The sequence below is a fragment of the Paraburkholderia sp. BR14312 genome (assembly GCF_040948675.1).
In the GTDB taxonomy this organism is placed as follows: domain Bacteria; phylum Pseudomonadota; class Gammaproteobacteria; order Burkholderiales; family Burkholderiaceae; genus Paraburkholderia; species Paraburkholderia nodosa_A.
In genome coordinates, this window is the sequence record NZ_JBFPKI010000002.1 from 715,719 (window position 1) to 732,323 (window position 16,605).

The 16,605-nt window shown below is 65.0% G+C and carries 15 protein-coding genes and 1 tRNA gene; 9 read left to right on the top strand and 7 right to left on the bottom strand.

Going from position 1 to position 16,605, the window contains the following annotated elements:
• Positions 1-5: 5 nt before the first annotated feature.
• The 8 genes from AB3X98_RS09130 to AB3X98_RS09165 all read left to right on the top strand — a co-directional run bounded on the left by AB3X98_RS09130 (position 6) and on the right by AB3X98_RS09165 (position 6,874).
• Positions 6-82, top strand: a tRNA-Pro gene (locus AB3X98_RS09130).
• Positions 83-267: 185 nt separating this feature from the next.
• A complete protein-coding gene (locus AB3X98_RS09135; RefSeq protein WP_083245610.1) occupies positions 268-1,587 on the top strand; it encodes an HlyC/CorC family transporter in 1,320 nt (439 codons plus the stop codon).
• 84 nt (positions 1,588-1,671) lie between these two features.
• Positions 1,672-2,958, top strand: a complete 1,287-nt coding sequence (locus AB3X98_RS09140) for a GspE/PulE family protein (RefSeq protein ID WP_342948385.1) — start codon at positions 1,672-1,674, stop codon at positions 2,956-2,958.
• Positions 2,955-4,175: a type II secretion system F family protein gene (locus tag AB3X98_RS09145; RefSeq protein ID WP_368605974.1), complete on the top strand. Its 1,221-nt coding sequence runs from the start codon at positions 2,955-2,957 to the stop codon at positions 4,173-4,175. The genes AB3X98_RS09140 and AB3X98_RS09145 overlap by 4 nt, the downstream gene beginning before the upstream one ends.
• Before the next feature lie 28 nt (positions 4,176-4,203).
• On the top strand, positions 4,204-5,121 hold the full coding sequence (locus tag AB3X98_RS09150; RefSeq protein WP_368605973.1) for an A24 family peptidase: 918 nt from the start codon (positions 4,204-4,206) through the stop codon (positions 5,119-5,121).
• A 4-nt stretch (positions 5,122-5,125) separates the two neighbouring features.
• Positions 5,126-5,746 (top strand): dephospho-CoA kinase, encoded by a 621-nt coding sequence (coaE, locus tag AB3X98_RS09155; protein WP_069268499.1) that lies wholly within the window; start codon positions 5,126-5,128, stop codon positions 5,744-5,746.
• 128 nt (positions 5,747-5,874) lie between these two features.
• Entirely contained in the window at positions 5,875-6,630 is a 756-nt protein-coding gene (gene zapD / locus AB3X98_RS09160) for a cell division protein ZapD (protein WP_028207804.1), read from the top strand.
• A 49-nt stretch (positions 6,631-6,679) separates the two neighbouring features.
• Positions 6,680-6,874: a DNA gyrase inhibitor YacG gene (locus AB3X98_RS09165; RefSeq protein ID WP_069268498.1), complete on the top strand. Its 195-nt coding sequence runs from the start codon at positions 6,680-6,682 to the stop codon at positions 6,872-6,874.
• A gap of 96 nt (positions 6,875-6,970) precedes the next feature.
• Here AB3X98_RS09165 and mutT read toward each other — a convergent pair whose 3' ends face one another.
• The 4 genes from mutT to secA all read right to left on the bottom strand — a co-directional run bounded on the left by mutT (position 6,971) and on the right by secA (position 12,457).
• A complete protein-coding gene (gene mutT / locus AB3X98_RS09170; RefSeq protein WP_069268497.1) occupies positions 6,971-7,402 on the bottom strand; it encodes an 8-oxo-dGTP diphosphatase MutT in 432 nt (143 codons plus the stop codon).
• Positions 7,399-8,271, bottom strand: a complete 873-nt coding sequence (locus AB3X98_RS09175) for an ATP-binding protein (RefSeq protein WP_069268496.1) — start codon at positions 8,269-8,271, stop codon at positions 7,399-7,401. The genes mutT and AB3X98_RS09175 overlap by 4 nt, the downstream gene beginning before the upstream one ends.
• A gap of 19 nt (positions 8,272-8,290) precedes the next feature.
• Positions 8,291-9,532 (bottom strand): bifunctional glutamate N-acetyltransferase/amino-acid acetyltransferase ArgJ, encoded by a 1,242-nt coding sequence (gene argJ, locus AB3X98_RS09180; protein WP_368605972.1) that lies wholly within the window; start codon positions 9,530-9,532, stop codon positions 8,291-8,293.
• Between the two features lie 120 nt (positions 9,533-9,652).
• Positions 9,653-12,457, bottom strand: a complete 2,805-nt coding sequence (gene secA / locus AB3X98_RS09185) for a preprotein translocase subunit SecA (RefSeq protein WP_069268494.1) — start codon at positions 12,455-12,457, stop codon at positions 9,653-9,655.
• A 344-nt stretch (positions 12,458-12,801) separates the two neighbouring features.
• Here secA and AB3X98_RS09190 point away from each other — a divergent pair, with 344 nt between their 5' ends.
• A complete protein-coding gene (locus AB3X98_RS09190; protein WP_069268493.1) occupies positions 12,802-13,275 on the top strand; it encodes a DUF721 domain-containing protein in 474 nt (157 codons plus the stop codon).
• 98 nt (positions 13,276-13,373) lie between these two features.
• Here the strand turns inward: AB3X98_RS09190 and lpxC are convergent, their stop codons facing one another.
• From lpxC to ftsZ, 3 genes are all read right to left on the bottom strand, one after another.
• The gene (gene lpxC / locus AB3X98_RS09195; protein ID WP_028207797.1) at positions 13,374-14,291 is read right to left on the bottom strand and encodes a UDP-3-O-acyl-N-acetylglucosamine deacetylase; all 918 of its coding nucleotides are present in this window, start codon (positions 14,289-14,291) and stop codon (positions 13,374-13,376) included.
• A gap of 258 nt (positions 14,292-14,549) precedes the next feature.
• Positions 14,550-15,059, bottom strand: coding sequence for a peroxiredoxin (locus AB3X98_RS09200; RefSeq protein ID WP_368605971.1), 510 nt, complete (start codon positions 15,057-15,059; stop codon positions 14,550-14,552).
• 263 nt (positions 15,060-15,322) lie between these two features.
• The gene (gene ftsZ / locus AB3X98_RS09205) at positions 15,323-16,525 is read right to left on the bottom strand and encodes a cell division protein FtsZ (RefSeq protein ID WP_028207795.1); all 1,203 of its coding nucleotides are present in this window, start codon (positions 16,523-16,525) and stop codon (positions 15,323-15,325) included.
• Positions 16,526-16,605 lie beyond the last annotated feature (80 nt).

Sequence of the window (16,605 nt, forward strand, 5' to 3'; positions counted from 1 at the left end):
CAATTCGGGGTGTAGCTTAGCCTGGTAGAGCGCTACGTTCGGGACGTAGAGGCCGGAGGTTCGAATCCTCTCACCCCGACCAGAATTCGAGAAAAACCGCGCATGCATTGCGCGGTTTTTTTTCGCCTGTATCTCCCGCACTTCCATCCTGTCCGGCAACTCGCGGCGCGTAACCGGCAACCGCCTTGTCCGTTCGGCCAACCGCCCTGGAACTGCGGTACCCCTCTGTTATAGTTTCCCCATCCGCCCCCCTCATTGTCTCGACGCGTGGACCACCTTCCCTTATGGGCGCAGATTTGCGCCGTCTTCGTCCTGCTCATCTGCTCCAGCTTCTTCTCCATCTCCGAAACGGCGATGATGGCGCTCAATCGCCATCGGCTCAAATACCTCGCCAATCACGGCACGCTCGGCGCGAAGACCACCCAGAAGCTGCTCGCGCGCACCGACCTGCTGCTTTCGGTGATCCTGATCGGCAACAATCTCTTCAACACCATCATCCCGGTCCTCACGACCTCGATCGCGCTCCATACGTTCGGCCGCAATAACCTCGTGCTCTCGATCGCGACGGGCATCGTCGCGTTCCTCATCATCGTGTTCGCGGAAATCACGCCGAAGATTGTGGGCGCAACGTTTCCGGAAAAAATCGCGCTGCCCGCGAGCCTCCTGATCGCGCCGCTCATGCGTGTGACGAAGCCACTCATCTGGTTCGTCAACATGTTTGCGAACACCATCCTGCGCATCCTGCACATCAATACGCACAAGGCGCATGACCAGCGGCTTTCCACCGAGGAGTTGCGCACCATCGTGCTCGAGTCGGGCAGCTTCATGCCGACCAAACACCGCAGCATCCTGCTCAACCTGTTCGACCTGGAGAACATCACCGTCGACGACGTGATGATTCCGCGCCGGCGCATCGAGGCGCTCGACTACGACGCCCCGCTCGAAGACATCCTGCATCAGCTCGAGACCTGCTATCACAACAAGCTGATCGTCTATCAAGGCGACATCGACCGGGTGCTCGGCGTGCTGCATGTGCGCAAGACGTTGGCCGCGCTGCACAACCAGGAATTCGAGCGCGAGACGCTGCGCGAACTGCTCGCCGAGCCGTACTTCGTGCCCACGGGCACGCCTGGATTCCAGCAACTTCAGTACTTCCAGGAAAGCCGCCATCGCATCGCGCTCGTCGTGAACGAGTACGGTGAGATGGAAGGACTCGTGACACCCGAAGACATCATCGAGGAGCTGATCGGCGAATTCACCACCTCGATGCCGCGCAGCGGCACCGGACGCGGCGGCTGGAACGACGAAGGCGAATGTATCGTGCCGGGCAGCATGCCTTTGCGCGAACTCAATCGCTGGCTTCATATCAAGCTGCCCACGGATGGGCCCAAGACGCTCAACGGCCTGATCCTCGAAGTGCTCGAAGAGATTCCCGAAGGCGACGTGTGCCTGCAGATCGGCGACGTGAAGCTCGAAGTGCTACGCAGCGACGACCAGGCCGTACGCACGGTCAAGCTCTTCAAACCCGGCGCCAAGCCGCGCCAGGGCACGCTGCAAAAGGCGAAGAAGCTGCTGCCGGGACGTTAGCCGTTCGGCCGGGTGGCGGCGCAGTGCGCCTCGCGCCATGATGAAGGCGTCATCTGTTCGAGGCGGCTTCGCGCCGGCATGTCGATGCTTTCTACTCCTTATCGTGCGCGCCCTTTCGCCGCCGCGGTTGCCGAAGGCGGTACGGGTGGTGGCTCGACGGCGCGCACATCTGCGCCTGTCTCTGTACCGCAGCTAGACGACGCACCCGCCGTTCGGCTGCTCTCCGAAACGCTGCGCGAAGCCGCGCGGCGCAACGCCTCCGATCTGCACATCGAGCCGATGGAACACGGCTGGCGCGTGCGTCTGCGCATCGACGGCGTACTGCACGAAATGGCGCGGCCGCCCGCGCATCTGCGCGATGCGTTCGTCACGCGCATCAAGGTGCTCGCCCGCATGGACATCGCCGAACGGCGCATTCCGCAGGACGGCAGGCTGCGGCTCGCACTCTCGGGGGCGTCGCAAGCCGCCGAGGACTATCGCGTGAATTCGCTGCCCACACTTCATGGCGAAAAGCTCGTCTTGCGCAGGCTCGAAGCGCTTCCCGCCGAACTGTCGCTAGCCGAACTCGGGCTCGATGAAGCGCAACAGCACGCCGTAGCCGAAGCGATCGGCGCGCCGCATGGTCTTGTCCTCGTCACGGGCCCTACCGGCAGCGGCAAGACGCTCTCGCTCTACTGTTTCCTGCAAAGGCTCAACGGCACGGCACACAATCTCTGCTCGGTGGAAGATCCCGCCGAAATCCAGCTTGCGGGCATCAATCAGGTCAACGTGCGCGAGAAGGCCGGGCTCACCTTTGCGGTGGCACTGCGTGCGCTGCTGCGCCAGGATCCCGACGTCATCATGATCGGCGAGATTCGCGACGAAGAAACCGCCAGCGTGGCCGTCAAGGCCGCGCAGACCGGCCACCTCGTCCTCTCGACCGTGCACACGAACGACGCCAGCGCGGCTTGCGCACGGCTCGTCGACATCGGCGTAGAGCCATACAACCTGGCGGGCTCGCTGCGGCTCGTCACGGCGCAACGCCTCGTGCGGCGGCTATGTCCGCAATGCCGCGTGCGCGGCGAGGCTTCGCCGGCGGCGCTCGTCGCGGCAGGCCTGACCACGCACGGCGGTAACATGATGCAGCCTTATGTCGCGCGCGGCTGCGAGGCTTGCCACGGCATCGGCTATCGCGGCCGCGTGGGAATCCACGAGGTCTTGCCGATCTCGGAAACCATACGCGACCTGATCGTCACAAGGCGCGGCGCGCACGAAATCGCTCGGGAAGCACGCAGAAGCGGTGTCGCAACCTTGCGCGACGCGGCGCTCGCGCGCGTGCGCGACGGCACCACGAGCCTCGCCGAAGCGCTTGTCGCAACGGATGCGCCATGAGCGCCGCGCACGCCCCTCAAGGCCCATCCGAGTGGCGCTTCGCGTGGCGCGGTCTCGATGCATCGGGCGCGACGAGGCGTGGCACGCTGATCGCGCTCGACGCCGCGGCGGTGCGCGACGCACTCAAGCGCGAGCGCATCACTGTGCTCGCCATCGAGCGCAGGTCGAGCGCGGGCGCGCCTAAAGCACGCCACGCGGACGTCACGTGCTTTACACGCCAGCTAGCGAGCCTCCTGCGCGCCGGCCTGCCACTTGCGAACGCGCTCGAACTGCTCGCGCTCTCGCCCGGGCCAAACGGCATGCCGCGCATTGCCGCGGCGCTCGCGCGCGACATCGCCGGCGGACTGCGCTTCGCCGACTCACTCGCGCAACATCCGGCGCGTTTCAACGCGCTGTATTGCCAGCTCGTTGCCGTAGGCGAAGCCTCGGGAGCGCTCGCCGCCGTACTTGCCCGCCTCGCCGACGACCGCGAGCGTGCCGCTGCGCAGCGCGCCAAAGTGCGCGCCGCGCTCACCTACCCCGTCGCGGTGCTGCTGCTCGCGCTTGTCATTACCGCGGCGTTGCTGGTCTGGGTCGTACCCACGTTCAAGCAGATCTTCGACGGCTTCGGCGCCGCACTGCCCGCGCCCACGCAAATCGTGCTGATGCTGTCGGCGGGCGCCGCGCGCTGGAGCGTGCCGGCCGCCGTAGCTGCAGCCACCGGCGCGCTCGCCATGCAAGCGGCCTTGCGCCGCTCGGAAACCGCGCGCATCGCTTTCGGACGCACGCTGCTGAAGCTCCCGCTTTGCGGCACGCTGCTCACCACGCTGTGCGCCGCCCGCTGGAGCCGCGCGCTCGGCACGCTCCTCGCCGCCGGCACGCCACTCGCCGACGCCTTCGATTCGCTCGCGCACGCAAGCGGCAACGCATTCTTCGATCGCGCGAGCGCAGGTATCAGCGAGCGCCTGCGGCACGGCGAGCGGCTCGCCGCAGCCATGCGCGCGGCGGGATGCTTTCCGGCCGATGTGGTTCAGCCCGTTGCGGTTGCGGAAGAATCGGGCGCGCTCGACGCGATGTTGCTCGATGTGGCCTCGCTCGCCGACCGTCAGGTCGACGAAAAGATCGCGCTCGTATCGAGCCTGTGCGAGCCGCTCGTGATCGTCGTGCTTGGTGCGCTGGTCGGCGGCCTCGTCGTCGCGATGTATCTTCCCATCATTCAACTGGGCAACGTGGTGTAGCATCGCTGCCAGATTCCGGTTCCGTCTCATGCCCGCCCAACTCCTGTCCGCGCCCGATACCGCAACGCCGCTCGCAGCCGCTCTCGCCGGTCTGCCATTCGGCGTGCTCATGGTTTTCGCCATTGCGTTCGGGCTCGTCATCGGCAGCTTTCTCAACGTCGTCGTGCACCGGCTGCCGATCATGCTGGAGCGCGCGTGGCGCGCCGATGTGGCCGAAGCGACCGGCACGCCCGGTCCGCTCTTCGAAGAAGACGGGTTGCCCGCGCGCTACAACCTCTGGCTCCCACGCAGCGCGTGCCCGCACTGCGGCCACGTCTTGCGCGCCTGGGAGAACATCCCTGTGCTCAGTTGGCTCGCGCTGCGCGGGCGCTGCTCGCACTGTCATGCGCGCGTGAGCGTGCGCTACCCGCTCATCGAAATCGCGAGCGGGGCCTGCGCGGTCGGCGCATTGCTCGCCTTCGGGCCCACAGGCAAGGCGCTCGCCGCCTTCGCGCTGTGCGCCACGCTCATCGCCGCAAGCGCCATCGACCTCGAACACCAGATGTTGCATGACGAGATCACGCAGCCGCTGCTGTGGGCCGGGTTGCTGGTCAATTTTGCCGGCACCTTCGTCACGCTGCGCGAAGCGGTGATCGGTGCGGTCGCGGGTTATCTGGCGCTCTGGTGCGTCTATTGGGTCTTCAGGCTGTTGCGTGGCGTGGAAGGCATGGGCCACGGCGACTTCAAACTGCTCGCCGCGCTCGGCGCATGGCTCGGCTGGAGCGCGCTGCCGCAGATCGTCGTGATCGCCGCAGTGGCCGGCGCGCTCGTCGGCATCATCGCTACGTTGACGGGACGCATGCGTTTCGAAGAACCGTTGCCGTTCGGCCCGTATCTGGCCGCTGGCGCGCTCGTCACATTGTTTGCGGGCACACCGCTGTATGGCGTATTTGCGTGGGGGAACTGATCAAATGTTCGCGGTCGGATTGACGGGTGGCATCGGTAGCGGCAAGTCCACGGTTGCTGATGGCTTTGCCGCGCGCGGCGTAACGATCGTCGACACCGATCTCATCGCGCATCGCATTACCGCGCCGCACGGCGTCGCGATGGCGCAGATCGTTGCGGAATTCGGCCCTGAATTCGTCGCGCCCGACGGCTCGATGGACCGCGCGCGCATGCGCGCGCTCGTGTTCGGCGACGAGTCCGCGCGCAAGCGGCTCGAGGCCATCACGCACCCGCTGATCCGCTCCGAGACCGAACGCGAAACGCGAGAGGCCAGCGGGCCTTACGTCATCGTGGTCGTGCCCCTGCTCGTAGAGTCGGGCACCTGGAAGACGCGTGTCGATCGCGTGCTCGCCGTCGATTGCAGCGTGGAAACGCAGATCGAGCGCGTCATGCGCCGTAACGGCTTCGCACGTGAGCAAGTGCTCGCGATCATCGCGCGGCAGGCCACGCGCGAGGCACGCCTCGCGGCCGCCGACAACGTGGTGGTAAACGACAACGGCGCGACGCTCGAATCGCTCGATCAGGACGTCGACGCATTGCATCAGACGTATCTCAGGCTCGCGGCCGAAAAGGCCGGCAAGACGTAAAACGCGCCATCGGCGCGCGATTAGCGGGTCACATCGGCATAGCGCCGGGCCGGCGCGATTGCGACCGTGGTCCCACGGCATTAGAATGTCCTGCAATCCGTCACCCACCACGCCCGAGGCGAGCGCGCTTGATTCTTTACGAGTATCCCTTCAACGAGCGAATCCGAACGCTGCTGCGCCTCGAAGACCTGTTCGAGCGCTTCACGTTTTTCCTGACCCAGGAGGATCCGAGGGAACATCACGTCGCGCTCACGACGCTCTTCGAAATCGCCGAAGTCGCAGGCCGCGCCGATCTGAAGTCGGATCTCATGAAGGAACTCGAGCGGCAGCGCCAAACGCTCGCGCCGTTCCGCGGCAATCCCGGCATCGAGCAGAATGCGCTCGAAACCGTGCTGGGCGAAATCGAGCAAACGCTCGCCGGCCTCACGCAGATGCAAGGCAAGACGGGCCAGCATCTGATGGACAACGAGTGGCTCACGAGCATCCGCAGCCGCGCGATCATTCCCGGTGGCACCTGCAAGTTCGATTTGCCGTCGTATTACGCCTGGCAACAGTTGCATCCCGATCAACGCCGTCAGGACATCGCGAAATGGGTCACGCCGCTGCTGCCGCTGCGAGACGCCGCCGCCATCGTGCTGCGTCTCGCGCGCGAGTCGGGCCAGGCGTCGAAGGTGATGGCGATGCAGGGCAGCTATCAGCAGATGCTGTCGGGCCGTGCGTATCAGCTCATGCAGGTACGCGTGGCACCGGAATTGCGCATGATTCCCGAAGCGAGCGCCAACAAGTACATGCTGTGGGTGCGCTTCACCGTGCAGGACGGCGATCTGCGTCCGCGAGCCGTCGATCAGGACGTGCCGTTCCAGCTCACGCTGTGCAGCCTGTGAAAGCAAACGCGTCGCCAGGCCAGACTCAACGCAAACCAAGTTCTATCGCATGACCACTGTCGTCAAATGTCCGAGCTGCGGCAAGGAAGTCCGCTGGGTGCCGGAGAACCGCTTCCGGCCGTTCTGCTCCGAGCGTTGCAAGCAAATGGATCTCGGTGCATGGGCAGCCGAAAAGTACCGTATTGGCGGCGCCGACGATGAAACGCCGCCGGAAGACGCGCCGCCCACGGATACGCGCCAATAACGATTAAAGCGCCGCGACGCGCTTGCGCCAGGCGAAAAAAAGGCCGCTGTGCGTGATGCACAGCGGCCTTTTGCATCGTGGCGGCCTCGTAGGCCGTTATTCCGCCGCAAGCCACTCCAGCACAGGAATCGTCGCAGGCAAGAGCGGCTCGACGCTCGCCGGCAGCGACTGCCAGACGAACGCCTGACCTTCGCGACCGTGCGGCTCGCCGGTCCACTCGGTCACCTTGCAGAAGTAGAGCCGTACGTAGGCGTGCGGGTAGTCGTGTTCGAGCGTGTGCCACAGGTGGCACGCCTTCACGTCGATGCCCAGTTCCTCGTGCAACTCGCGCGCGAGCGCCGCTTCGACGCTCTCGCCCGCTTCCAGCTTGCCGCCCGGAAACTCCCAGTAGCCTGCATAAGGCTTGCCTTCGGGGCGCTGGGCGAGCAGGTAGCGGCCATCGGGCTGCACCAGCACGCCCACCGCGACTTCCGTCACGGGGCGCGTCGTTGCGGAAGCGTCGTTTGCGCTGTTGGCCTCGGCGCTCATGCCTCTTGCGCCTTCTTGCCCGACCAGTCGCGTGCGAATTGCCACGCCACGCGGCCCGAACGCGAGCCGCGCTCCAGCGCCCAGACGAGTGCGTCGCCGCGCGCCGATTCGACTTCGGCGTCGTCGCAGCCGAAATGGCGCAGCCAGTGGGCGACGATCGTCAGATAGTCGTCCTGCTTGAACGGATAGAAGCTCACCCAAAGCCCGAAGCGCTCGGACAGCGAGATCTTTTCTTCCACCACTTCGCCCGGATGAATCTCGCCGTCGGGCATGTGCTTGTACGTCTCGTTGTCGCTCATGTACTCGGGCAGCAGATGACGCCGGTTCGAGGTCGCGTAGATCAGCACGTTGTCCGACTGCGCGGCCACCGAACCGTCCAGCGCCACCTTCAGCGCCTTGTAGCCCGATTCGCCTTCCTCGAACGAGAGGTCGTCGCAGAACACGATGAAGCGCTCGGGGCGCGTCGAGATGAGATCGACGATATCGCCGAGATCATGCAGATCGTCCTTGTCGACTTCGATCAGGCGCAGGCCCTGTTGCGCGTACGCGTTCAGGCAGGCCTTGATCAGCGACGACTTGCCGGTGCCGCGCGCGCCGGTGAGCAGCACGTTGTTCGCGGGCTTCTTCTGCACGAACTGGCGCGTGTTGCGGTCGATGAGATCTTTCTGCCGGTCGATGTTCTGCAGGTCGTCGAGCGAGATCAGCGAGATCGCGGGCACCGGCTGCAGGAAGCCGCGCCCCTGGCGCTTGCGCCAGCGAAACGCGACGGCCGCGTTCCAGTCGACATCGGGTGCCGACGGCGGCAACACGGCTTCGAGGCGGCCGAGCAGCGCTTCGGCGCGGGTCAGAAACTGTTCGAGCTTGTCCATGTGGTGAGCGCGCTTGAAATCAGGAGCGGTAATCCGCGTTGATGCTCACGTAGTCGTGCGAGAGGTCGCAGGTCCAGATCGTGGCCTGCGCGTCGCCGCGGCCGAGCAGCACGCGGATCAGGATCTCGCTCTTCTTCATGACGCGCTGACCGTCTTCTTCGCGGTAGTCCGGGTTGCGACCGCCCGCTTTCGCCACGAGCACGTCGTCGAGATACAGGTCGATCTTGTCGACGTCGAGGTCCGTCACGCCGGCATAGCCGATCGCGGCGAGGATACGGCCGAGGTTGGGGTCCGATGCGTAGAACGCCGTCTTCACGAGCGGCGAATGGCCGATCGCATAAGCGATCTGGCGGCACTCGGCCACGTCCTTGCCGCCTTCCACCTGCACGGTCATGAACTTGGTTGCGCCTTCGCCGTCGCGCACGATGAGCTGCGAGAGTTCCTGGGCGACGGCCGTCACGGCGTCGCGCAGCGCGGCGTAAGCGGGCGTGTCCGTCGACGTGATCGCGGGCAGGCTCGACTTGCCCGAGGCGATCATGATGAACGAGTCGTTGGTCGAGGTATCGCCGTCGATGGTGACGCAGTTGAACGAGCGGTCGGCCACGTACTTCACGAGTTCGTCGAGCACGGGCTGCGCAACGTTCGCGTCGAAAGCGAGGAAGCCGAGCATGGTCGCCATGTTCGGCTTGATCATGCCCGCGCCCTTGCTGATGCCCGTGAACGTGATGGTGTGGCCGTCGACCGTGACCTGGCGCGACACGGCCTTCGGCAGCGTGTCGGTCGTCATGATGGCCTGCGCGGCGTCGTACCAGTTCGCGGCCCGGCGATTCGCCAGAGCGGCGGGCAGGCCCGCCTTCAAACGGTCGATCGGCAGCGGCTCGAGGATCACGCCGGTCGAGAACGGCAGCACCTGCGAGGACTCGAGGCCGGCCAGGCGCGCGAGTTCATCGCAGGTCTCGCGGGCGTGCTTCATGCCCGGCTCGCCGGTGCCCGCGTTCGCGTTGCCGGTGTTCACCACCAGTGCACGAATGCCCTTGCCGCCCGCGCGCACCTTCGCGAAATGTTCGCGGCACACCGTCACCGGCGCGGCACAGAAGCGATTCAGCGTGAACACGCCGGCCACGCTCGCGCCTTCGTCGACGGAGATCACCAGGACGTCCTTACGATTGGGCTTGCGAATGTTGGCTTCCGCCCAGCCGAGCGTCACGCCGGCGACCGGATGAAGTTGTGCGGGATCAATCGAGGGAAAATTGACAGCCATGGTGGCGACCTGTCGAAATGGCGATGCCGGCCAGGGCGCTGGAGCCTGGCCGGCATCGGGAATCAAAACGCAAGGCCCGCCATGGGAAGCGGGCCACCGGAATCTACGTTCAAGCCTGCGTCACGCGATCTTGCCGTGACACTGCTTGTACTTCTTGCCGCTGCCGCACGGGCACGGATCGTTGCGGCCCACCTTCGGCATTTCGCTGCCCACCGGCGGCGTATGGCTCATGGCCGCGCCCACCATTGCGGCGGCGGCGTCGGCAGCCACCGGTGCGGCAGCCGCCGGAGCCGGCGCCGCGTCGGCTTCGGCGAATTCGGCATGGCGGAACTCGACGTTCTCGACATGATGACCCTGCTCTTCGATCTGCTCGGCCGCCTGTTCGAGCTGCTCCGGCGACTGGATCTGCACGTTCATCACGATACGCGTGACTTCGAGCTTCACGGCTTCGAGCATCGCGGCGAACAGTTCGAACGCCTCGCGCTTGTACTCCTGCTTCGGGTTCTTCTGCGCATAGCCGCGCAGATGGATGCCCTGACGCAGGTGGTCGAGCGCCGCGAGGTGTTCGCGCCAGCTGCGGTCGAGCGTTTGCAGCATGACCGAGCGTTCGAACGCGCTGAACGATTCGCGGCCCACGAGCGCGACCTTCTGCTCGTACGCTTCATCGCCGGCCGCGAGCACGGCTTCGAGAATCTCATCGGCGTCGATCGACGACGACTCGTTGATCATCTCCTGGATCGCGAGGTCGAGCTGCCACTCATTGCGCAGCACTTCTTCGAGCTCGGGCACGTCCCACTGCTCTTCGATACTGCCGTGCGGCACGAACTGGCGCACGATGTCGGTGATCACGCCATGACGCATCGCGCCGATCGTTTCGGTGATGTCATGCGCTTCGAGCAGTTCGTTGCGCTGCTGGTAGATCACCTTGCGCTGATCGTTCGAGACGTCGTCGTATTCGAGCAACTGCTTGCGGATGTCGAAGTTGCGCGCTTCGACCTTGCGCTGCGCCGACTCGATCGAACGCGTGACGATACCCGCCTCGATCGCCTCGCCTTCCGGCATTTTCAGGCGGTCCATGATCGCGCGCACGCGGTCGCCCGCGAAAATGCGCAGCAGCGGGTCTTCGAGCGAGAGATAGAAACGCGACGAGCCCGGGTCGCCCTGTCGGCCCGCACGACCGCGCAGCTGGTTGTCGATCCGGCGCGACTCGTGACGCTCGGTGCCGATGATGTGGAGACCGCCCGCGGCCTTTACCCGATCGTGCAGCGTTTGCCACTCGTCGTGCAGTTGCTGGATGCGGCGCGCCTTTTCGTCGGCGGGAATCGCTTCGTCGGCTTCGATAAACGCTGCCTGCTTCTCCGCATTGCCGCCCAGCACGATGTCGGTACCGCGGCCTGCCATGTTGGTGGCGATGGTGACGCGCTGCGGACGACCGGCTTCAGCGACGATCGCGGCTTCACGCGCGTGCTGCTTCGCGTTGAGCACTTCGTGAGGCAGACCGGCCTTCGTGAGCAGGTTCGAAAGCAGCTCCGAGTTTTCGATCGACGTCGTGCCGACCAACACCGGCTGACCACGCTCGTAGCATTCGCGGATATCGCGAATCACGGCGTCGTAGCGTTCGTTCGCCGTCTTGTAGATCTGATCCTGCTTGTCGATCCGCTTGGGTGTCCGGTTCGTCGGGACCACCACCGTTTCGAGGCCGTAGATCTCGTTGAATTCGTACGCTTCGGTGTCGGCCGTACCCGTCATGCCCGAGAGCTTCGCGTACATGCGGAAGTAGTTCTGGAACGTGATCGAAGCGAGCGTCTGGTTCTCGCTCTGGATCTTCACGTGTTCCTTCGCTTCCACGGCCTGGTGCAGGCCGTCCGACCAGCGGCGGCCGGCCATCAGACGGCCGGTGAATTCGTCGACGATGATGACTTCGCCGTTCTGCACCACGTAGTGCTGGTCCTTGTGGAATAGCGTGTGGGCACGCAGCGCGGCGTACACATGGTGCATCAGCGTGATGTTCTGCGGCGCATAGAGGCTTTCGCCCTGGCCGATCAGGCCCCACTCGGAGAGCATGCGCTCGGCCTTCTCGTGGCCCGATTCCGTGAGGAACACCTGGCGCGCCTTTTCGTCGAGCGTGTAGTCGCCCGGCTTTTCCACGCCCGTGCCGTCGGCCTTCTCTTCGCCGATCTGCTGCTCGAGCAGCGGCGGCAGCGCGTTCATGCGCACGTAGAGTTCGGTGTGGTCTTCGGCCTGGCCCGAGATGATGAGCGGCGTACGCGCTTCGTCGATCAGGATCGAGTCCACCTCGTCGACCACCGCGAAGTTCAGCGTACGCTGCACGCGCGCCTCGGTCTCGTAGACCATGTTGTCGCGCAGGTAGTCGAAGCCGAACTCGTTGTTCGTGCCGTAGGTGATGTCCGCGGCGTACGCTTCCTGCTTCGTCGCGTGGTCCATCTGCGACAGGTTGATGCCGACGGACAAACCGAGGAAGTTGTAGAGGCGCGCCATCCATTCGGCGTCGCGCTGCGCGAGGTAGTCGTTCACCGTCACGACGTGCACGCCGCGGCCCGACAGCGCATTCAGGTAGACGGGCAGCGTGGCGACGAGCGTCTTGCCTTCGCCGGTGCGCATTTCAGCGATCTTGCCGTAATGCAGCACCATGCCGCCGATCAGCTGCACGTCGAAGTGGCGCATTTTCAGCACGCGCTTGCTCGCCTCGCGGCAAACGGCGAACGCCTCGGGCAGCAGTTCGTCGAGCGATGTACCTTTGGCCACGCGCTCGCGGAACTCGGCCGTTTTCGCGCGCAGCTGCTCGTCGGTGTACTGCTCGATCTTCGGTTCGAGCGCGTTGATCGCCGCGACCGTCTTCTGATATTGCTTGATCAGGCGCTGATTGCGGCTGCCAAAGATTTTCTGTAAGAAACCGGTGGTCATCGGATCGGTGTCTGCGTCGCGGCTTCGGCCGGGATTCCTGAGGGTGGGTTCAGCGGGTTGTGCAGGGTGTGCACTACGCATCCGGACCGGCGGGACCTCGGCGGCTTTAGCCCAAAATGGTGGATTCGAATCGGGCATTTTAGCACGCGCCCTCTCACCCGCCTGTGTCAGCGCGAAGACGGCTCTGGCGCGCGCGGTGCCCGCACGGACGGCCTTCCCGCCGGGCGGCGAAGGGCCGCGATGCGGCCCTGGCCGAATGGCCTGAAGGCGCTTGAATGAGCGGTGCGCAGGCTACAATGACGACATCGCAGTGCCGCCTGCGCGCTCGCCCATCCTTACGCCACATGAGCCGTTTCTCGCCGTTTTCAAGGTCCAGGGGACCACGCGCCCCCCAGCCGCTCGCCGAAGTGCTGAGCCGCACGGACGCGTTCGCGCCGCTGCGCGCCGGCGTGGAGCAGATCGCGGCGATCCAGCGCGACCTGAATGCGCTGCTGCCCGACTATCTCGCGGCGAGCGTCGAGCCCGGCTTCATCAAGGACGGCACGCTGGCCCTCTTCACTGCGCACAACGCGCTCGCCGCGCGGTTGCGGCATCTGGAGCCGCGGCTCGTGGCCGATCTGCAGGCGCGCGGCTGGGCGTTGAACAGCGTGCGCATCCGCGTGCGTCCTCAGGCCGTGAAAGATCCGGCACCGCCCAAGCAGGCTCGCATGACGCCGGTTGGCGCGGCAGCGCTTCAGGCGCTGAGCGAAACGCTCGAGGCCTCGCCGCTGCAGGCAGCCCTCGCGAAGATGGCGGCGCGCCACATGAAAAAGCGCTGATCCGGTGCGCCCAGGTCTCGCGACCGCGCTCACGAAGCCGCGCAAAAAGAAAAAGGGCAGCATATCGCTGCCCTTTTTACTGCCTATACGCTCGAAACTCAGGCGAATGCGGTCTGCGCCTCGTAGCCGAAGCCGCGCGGCGCCTTCTGCGGATCGTCGAACGTGACGATCTCGTAAGCGTCCTCATTCGCGAGCAGCTCGCGCAGCAGCGCGTTATTGAGGCCGTGGCCCGACTTGTACGCGTCGTACGCTGCCAGCAGCGGATGGCCGACCACGTACAGATCGCCGATCGCGTCGAGCATCTTGTGCTTCACGAACTCGTCGTCGTAGCGCAGGCCGTCGTTGTTCAGAATGCGGTACTCGTCCAGCACGATGGCGTTGTCCATGCTGCCGCCGCGCGCGAGGCCGAGCTCGCGCATCATCTCGACTTCGTGCGCAAAGCCGAACGTGCGGGCGCGCGCGATTTCACGCACGTACGAGGTATTCGCGAAGTCCACTTCGAGCGCCTGGCCCGTCTTGTCGACAGCCGGATGGCGGAAGTCGATCGTGAACTTGAGCTTGAAGCCGAAGTAAGGCTCGAGACGTGCGAACTTGTCGCCGTCGCGGATCTCCACGGGCTTCTTGACCTTGATGAACTTCTTCGGAGCGTTCTGCTCCTCGATACCCGCCGACTGGATCAGGAACACGAACGAAGCCGCGCTGCCGTCCATGATCGGAATTTCCTCGGCGGTCACATCCACGTAGAGGTTGTCGATGCCAAGGCCTGCGCAGGCGGACATGAGGTGCTCGATCGTCGAGACACGTGCGCCGTCTTTCTGCAGCACCGAGGCGAGGCGGGTATCGCCAATCGCCATCGCCGATGCGGGGATGTCCACCGGCGTCGGCAAATCCACGCGCGAAAACACGATGCCCGTGTTCGGCGCCGCCGGACGGAGCGTCAGGTCGACCTTGCGCCCCGAATGCAGGCCGATGCCGACTGTCTTCACGATTGATTTGATGGTTCGCTGCTTCAACATGGTCTTCTTGCTCATTGAAAATCCCAATCGGGACTTTTTAATTCATAGCACGAATTATACTCCAGTTGCGCCGAGTCCGTCGTTTTCACCGGCGTGACAAACTGTTTCCCCGTGTTACCCAATGGGGATGGAGCGCGGGCCGATGCCCGGAACGGAGGCGTTCCCGGGGTAATCGGCCCGCTGGGCTCACGTAATGGCCTGTCACATTTACGCCGCAGGTGCAGTTGCTTCGGGGCAACGCCGCGCCCGCGAACGCGCTCATGCGCGGGTCAACGTGGCGAGTATGCTCGCAGCATCGCTCACTTCGAACTTGCCGGGTGCTTCGACGTGCAGCGTCTTGACCACGCCGTCGTCGACCACCATCGCATAGCGCTGGGAGCGGACTCCCATGCCACGCGCCGACAAATCCTGCTCCAGTCCGAGTGCACGAGTCAACGCTGCGCTGCCGTCGGCCATCATGCGTACCTTGCCCGAGGTACGCTGATCGCGTCCCCACGCGCCCATGACGAACGCGTCGTTGACGGACACGCACCAGACCTCGTCGACACCCGCCGCGCGCAGCGCGTCGAAGTGTTCGACGTAACCCGGCACGTGCTTCGCGGAGCACGTTGGCGTGAATGCGCCCGGCAATCCGAAGATCACCACGCGCTTGCCCGCCGCTTCCTTTTGCACGTCGAAGCTGTTCGGCCCCAGCGTGCAACCCTCGCGCGCGTCTTCGACGAACTCGAAGAGGGTCGCTTCGGGCAGCGTTTCACCCTGTTTGATCATGACTCGTCCTTCGCAACGATGCGCAAGCGTGTCGCGCTGGCGTCGTGCAATGTTGGGCAACGATGTACTCCAAGGTTACACAGGAACGCCTGGCGACACCGCGCCTGTCCCCCACGCTCAACGCGTGGCGGGCAACCGTCCCTGCCGCGCATCCTCGCGGATGCGGCCTTGCTGGTCTTGCTCGCCTTCATTGCTTCGCAGCGCGCTGTCTGTCTGCGGGCGAGGGCAACACGTGCCCTGCCGCAGTCAGATCGGCTCGCGTGTCAGTCCGCCTGCTTGCGCAGGAACGCCGGGATATCGTACGTGTCGACGCCCTTTTCCTGCAGCGCCTGCACGTGCGAAGCCGCGGTGTCGCGCGACGTGCGCCACACTGCCGGCGTGTCGAGCGCGCCGTAGTCGGCCGTGTTGCCGTGGCCGCTGTGCTGCGGTGCGTACGAACCCGCCGGAGCCGGGATCGGCTGGTTGTCCGTGCCCGTGCGCAGCAGTTGCATCGGCGCGGCTTGCTGCTTCTTCGCAGCACGGCCGAGGCCCGTTGCCACCACCGTCACGCGCAGTGCGTCGCCCATCGCGTCGTCGTACACCGCACCGAAGATCACCGTCGCGTCTTCTGCAGCATAGCTCTTGATGGTGTTCATCACTTCGCGCGTTTCCGACAGACGCAGCGAACGGCTCGACGTGATGTTGACCAGCACGCCGCGCGCGCCCGACAGATCGACGCCTTCGAGCAGCGGGCTCGCCACGGCCTGTTCCGCCGCGAGGCGTGCGCGATCGACGCCGGCGACCGTCGCCGTGCCCATCATCGCCTTGCCCTGCTCGCCCATCACCGTCTTCACGTCTTCGAAGTCGACGTTCACGAGACCGTCGACGTTGATGATTTCGGCGATGCCTGCGACTGCGTTGTTCAGAACGTCGTCCGCGCACTGGAAGCACTTGTCCATCTCGGCGTCATCGCCCATCACGTCGAACAGCTTGTCGTTCAGGACGACGATCAGCGAGTCGACGTGATCCTCCAGTTGCTGCGAGCCGGCTTCCGCCACGCGCATACGCTTGCCGCCTTCGAACTCGAACGGCTTGCTCACCACGCCAACGGTGAGAATGCCCATCTCCTTGGCGATCTGAGCAACGACCGGGGCTGCGCCCGTGCCGGTGCCGCCGCCCATGCCGGCGGTGATGAACACCATGTGCGCGCCGCGCAGTGCGTCGGCGATGCGCTCACGGGCTTCTTCTGCTGCTGCGCGGCCCATCTCCGGCTTCGCACCGGCGCCGAGGCCCGTGTTGCCGAGTTGAATCACGGCCGATGCACGCGAGCGCGAGAGCGCCTGTGCGTCCGTGTTCATCACGATGAAATCGACGCCTTGCACGCCGCGGTTGATCATGTGCTGCACGGCATTGCCGCCCGCACCACCAACGCCTACCACCTTGATGATGGTGCCGTTGGTTTCGGTTTCCAGCATCTGGAATTCCATGTTGCCTCCGTCAAGAAAAAGATTCCGCTCCTCGGCCGTTATCCAGTGGAAGATCGGGCAACCTTCCACTGCGCGCTAGC

What these genes read in the sequence shown, in the direction of transcription:
- mutT (WP_069268497.1), bottom strand. Translation starts at nt 7,402, where the DNA reads ATGAGCGCCGAGGCCAACAGCGCAAACGACGCTTCCGCAACGACGCGC.
- secA (WP_069268494.1), bottom strand. Translation starts at nt 12,457, where the DNA reads ATGACCACCGGTTTCTTACAGAAAATCTTTGGCAGCCGCAATCAGCGC.
- argJ (WP_368605972.1), bottom strand. Translation starts at nt 9,532, where the DNA reads ATGGCTGTCAATTTTCCCTCGATTGATCCCGCACAACTTCATCCGGTC.
- lpxC (WP_028207797.1), bottom strand. Translation starts at nt 14,291, where the DNA reads ATGTTGAAGCAGCGAACCATCAAATCAATCGTGAAGACAGTCGGCATC.
- coaE (WP_069268499.1), top strand. Translation starts at nt 5,126, where the DNA reads ATGTTCGCGGTCGGATTGACGGGTGGCATCGGTAGCGGCAAGTCCACG.
- ftsZ (WP_028207795.1), bottom strand. Translation starts at nt 16,525, where the DNA reads ATGGAATTCCAGATGCTGGAAACCGAAACCAACGGCACCATCATCAAG.
- AB3X98_RS09175 (WP_069268496.1), bottom strand. Translation starts at nt 8,271, where the DNA reads ATGGACAAGCTCGAACAGTTTCTGACCCGCGCCGAAGCGCTGCTCGGC.
- AB3X98_RS09190 (WP_069268493.1), top strand. Translation starts at nt 12,802, where the DNA reads ATGAGCCGTTTCTCGCCGTTTTCAAGGTCCAGGGGACCACGCGCCCCC.
- AB3X98_RS09140 (WP_342948385.1), top strand. Translation starts at nt 1,672, where the DNA reads ATGCTTTCTACTCCTTATCGTGCGCGCCCTTTCGCCGCCGCGGTTGCC.
- AB3X98_RS09165 (WP_069268498.1), top strand. Translation starts at nt 6,680, where the DNA reads ATGACCACTGTCGTCAAATGTCCGAGCTGCGGCAAGGAAGTCCGCTGG.
- AB3X98_RS09200 (WP_368605971.1), bottom strand. Translation starts at nt 15,059, where the DNA reads ATGATCAAACAGGGTGAAACGCTGCCCGAAGCGACCCTCTTCGAGTTC.
- AB3X98_RS09145 (WP_368605974.1), top strand. Translation starts at nt 2,955, where the DNA reads ATGAGCGCCGCGCACGCCCCTCAAGGCCCATCCGAGTGGCGCTTCGCG.
- AB3X98_RS09150 (WP_368605973.1), top strand. Translation starts at nt 4,204, where the DNA reads ATGCCCGCCCAACTCCTGTCCGCGCCCGATACCGCAACGCCGCTCGCA.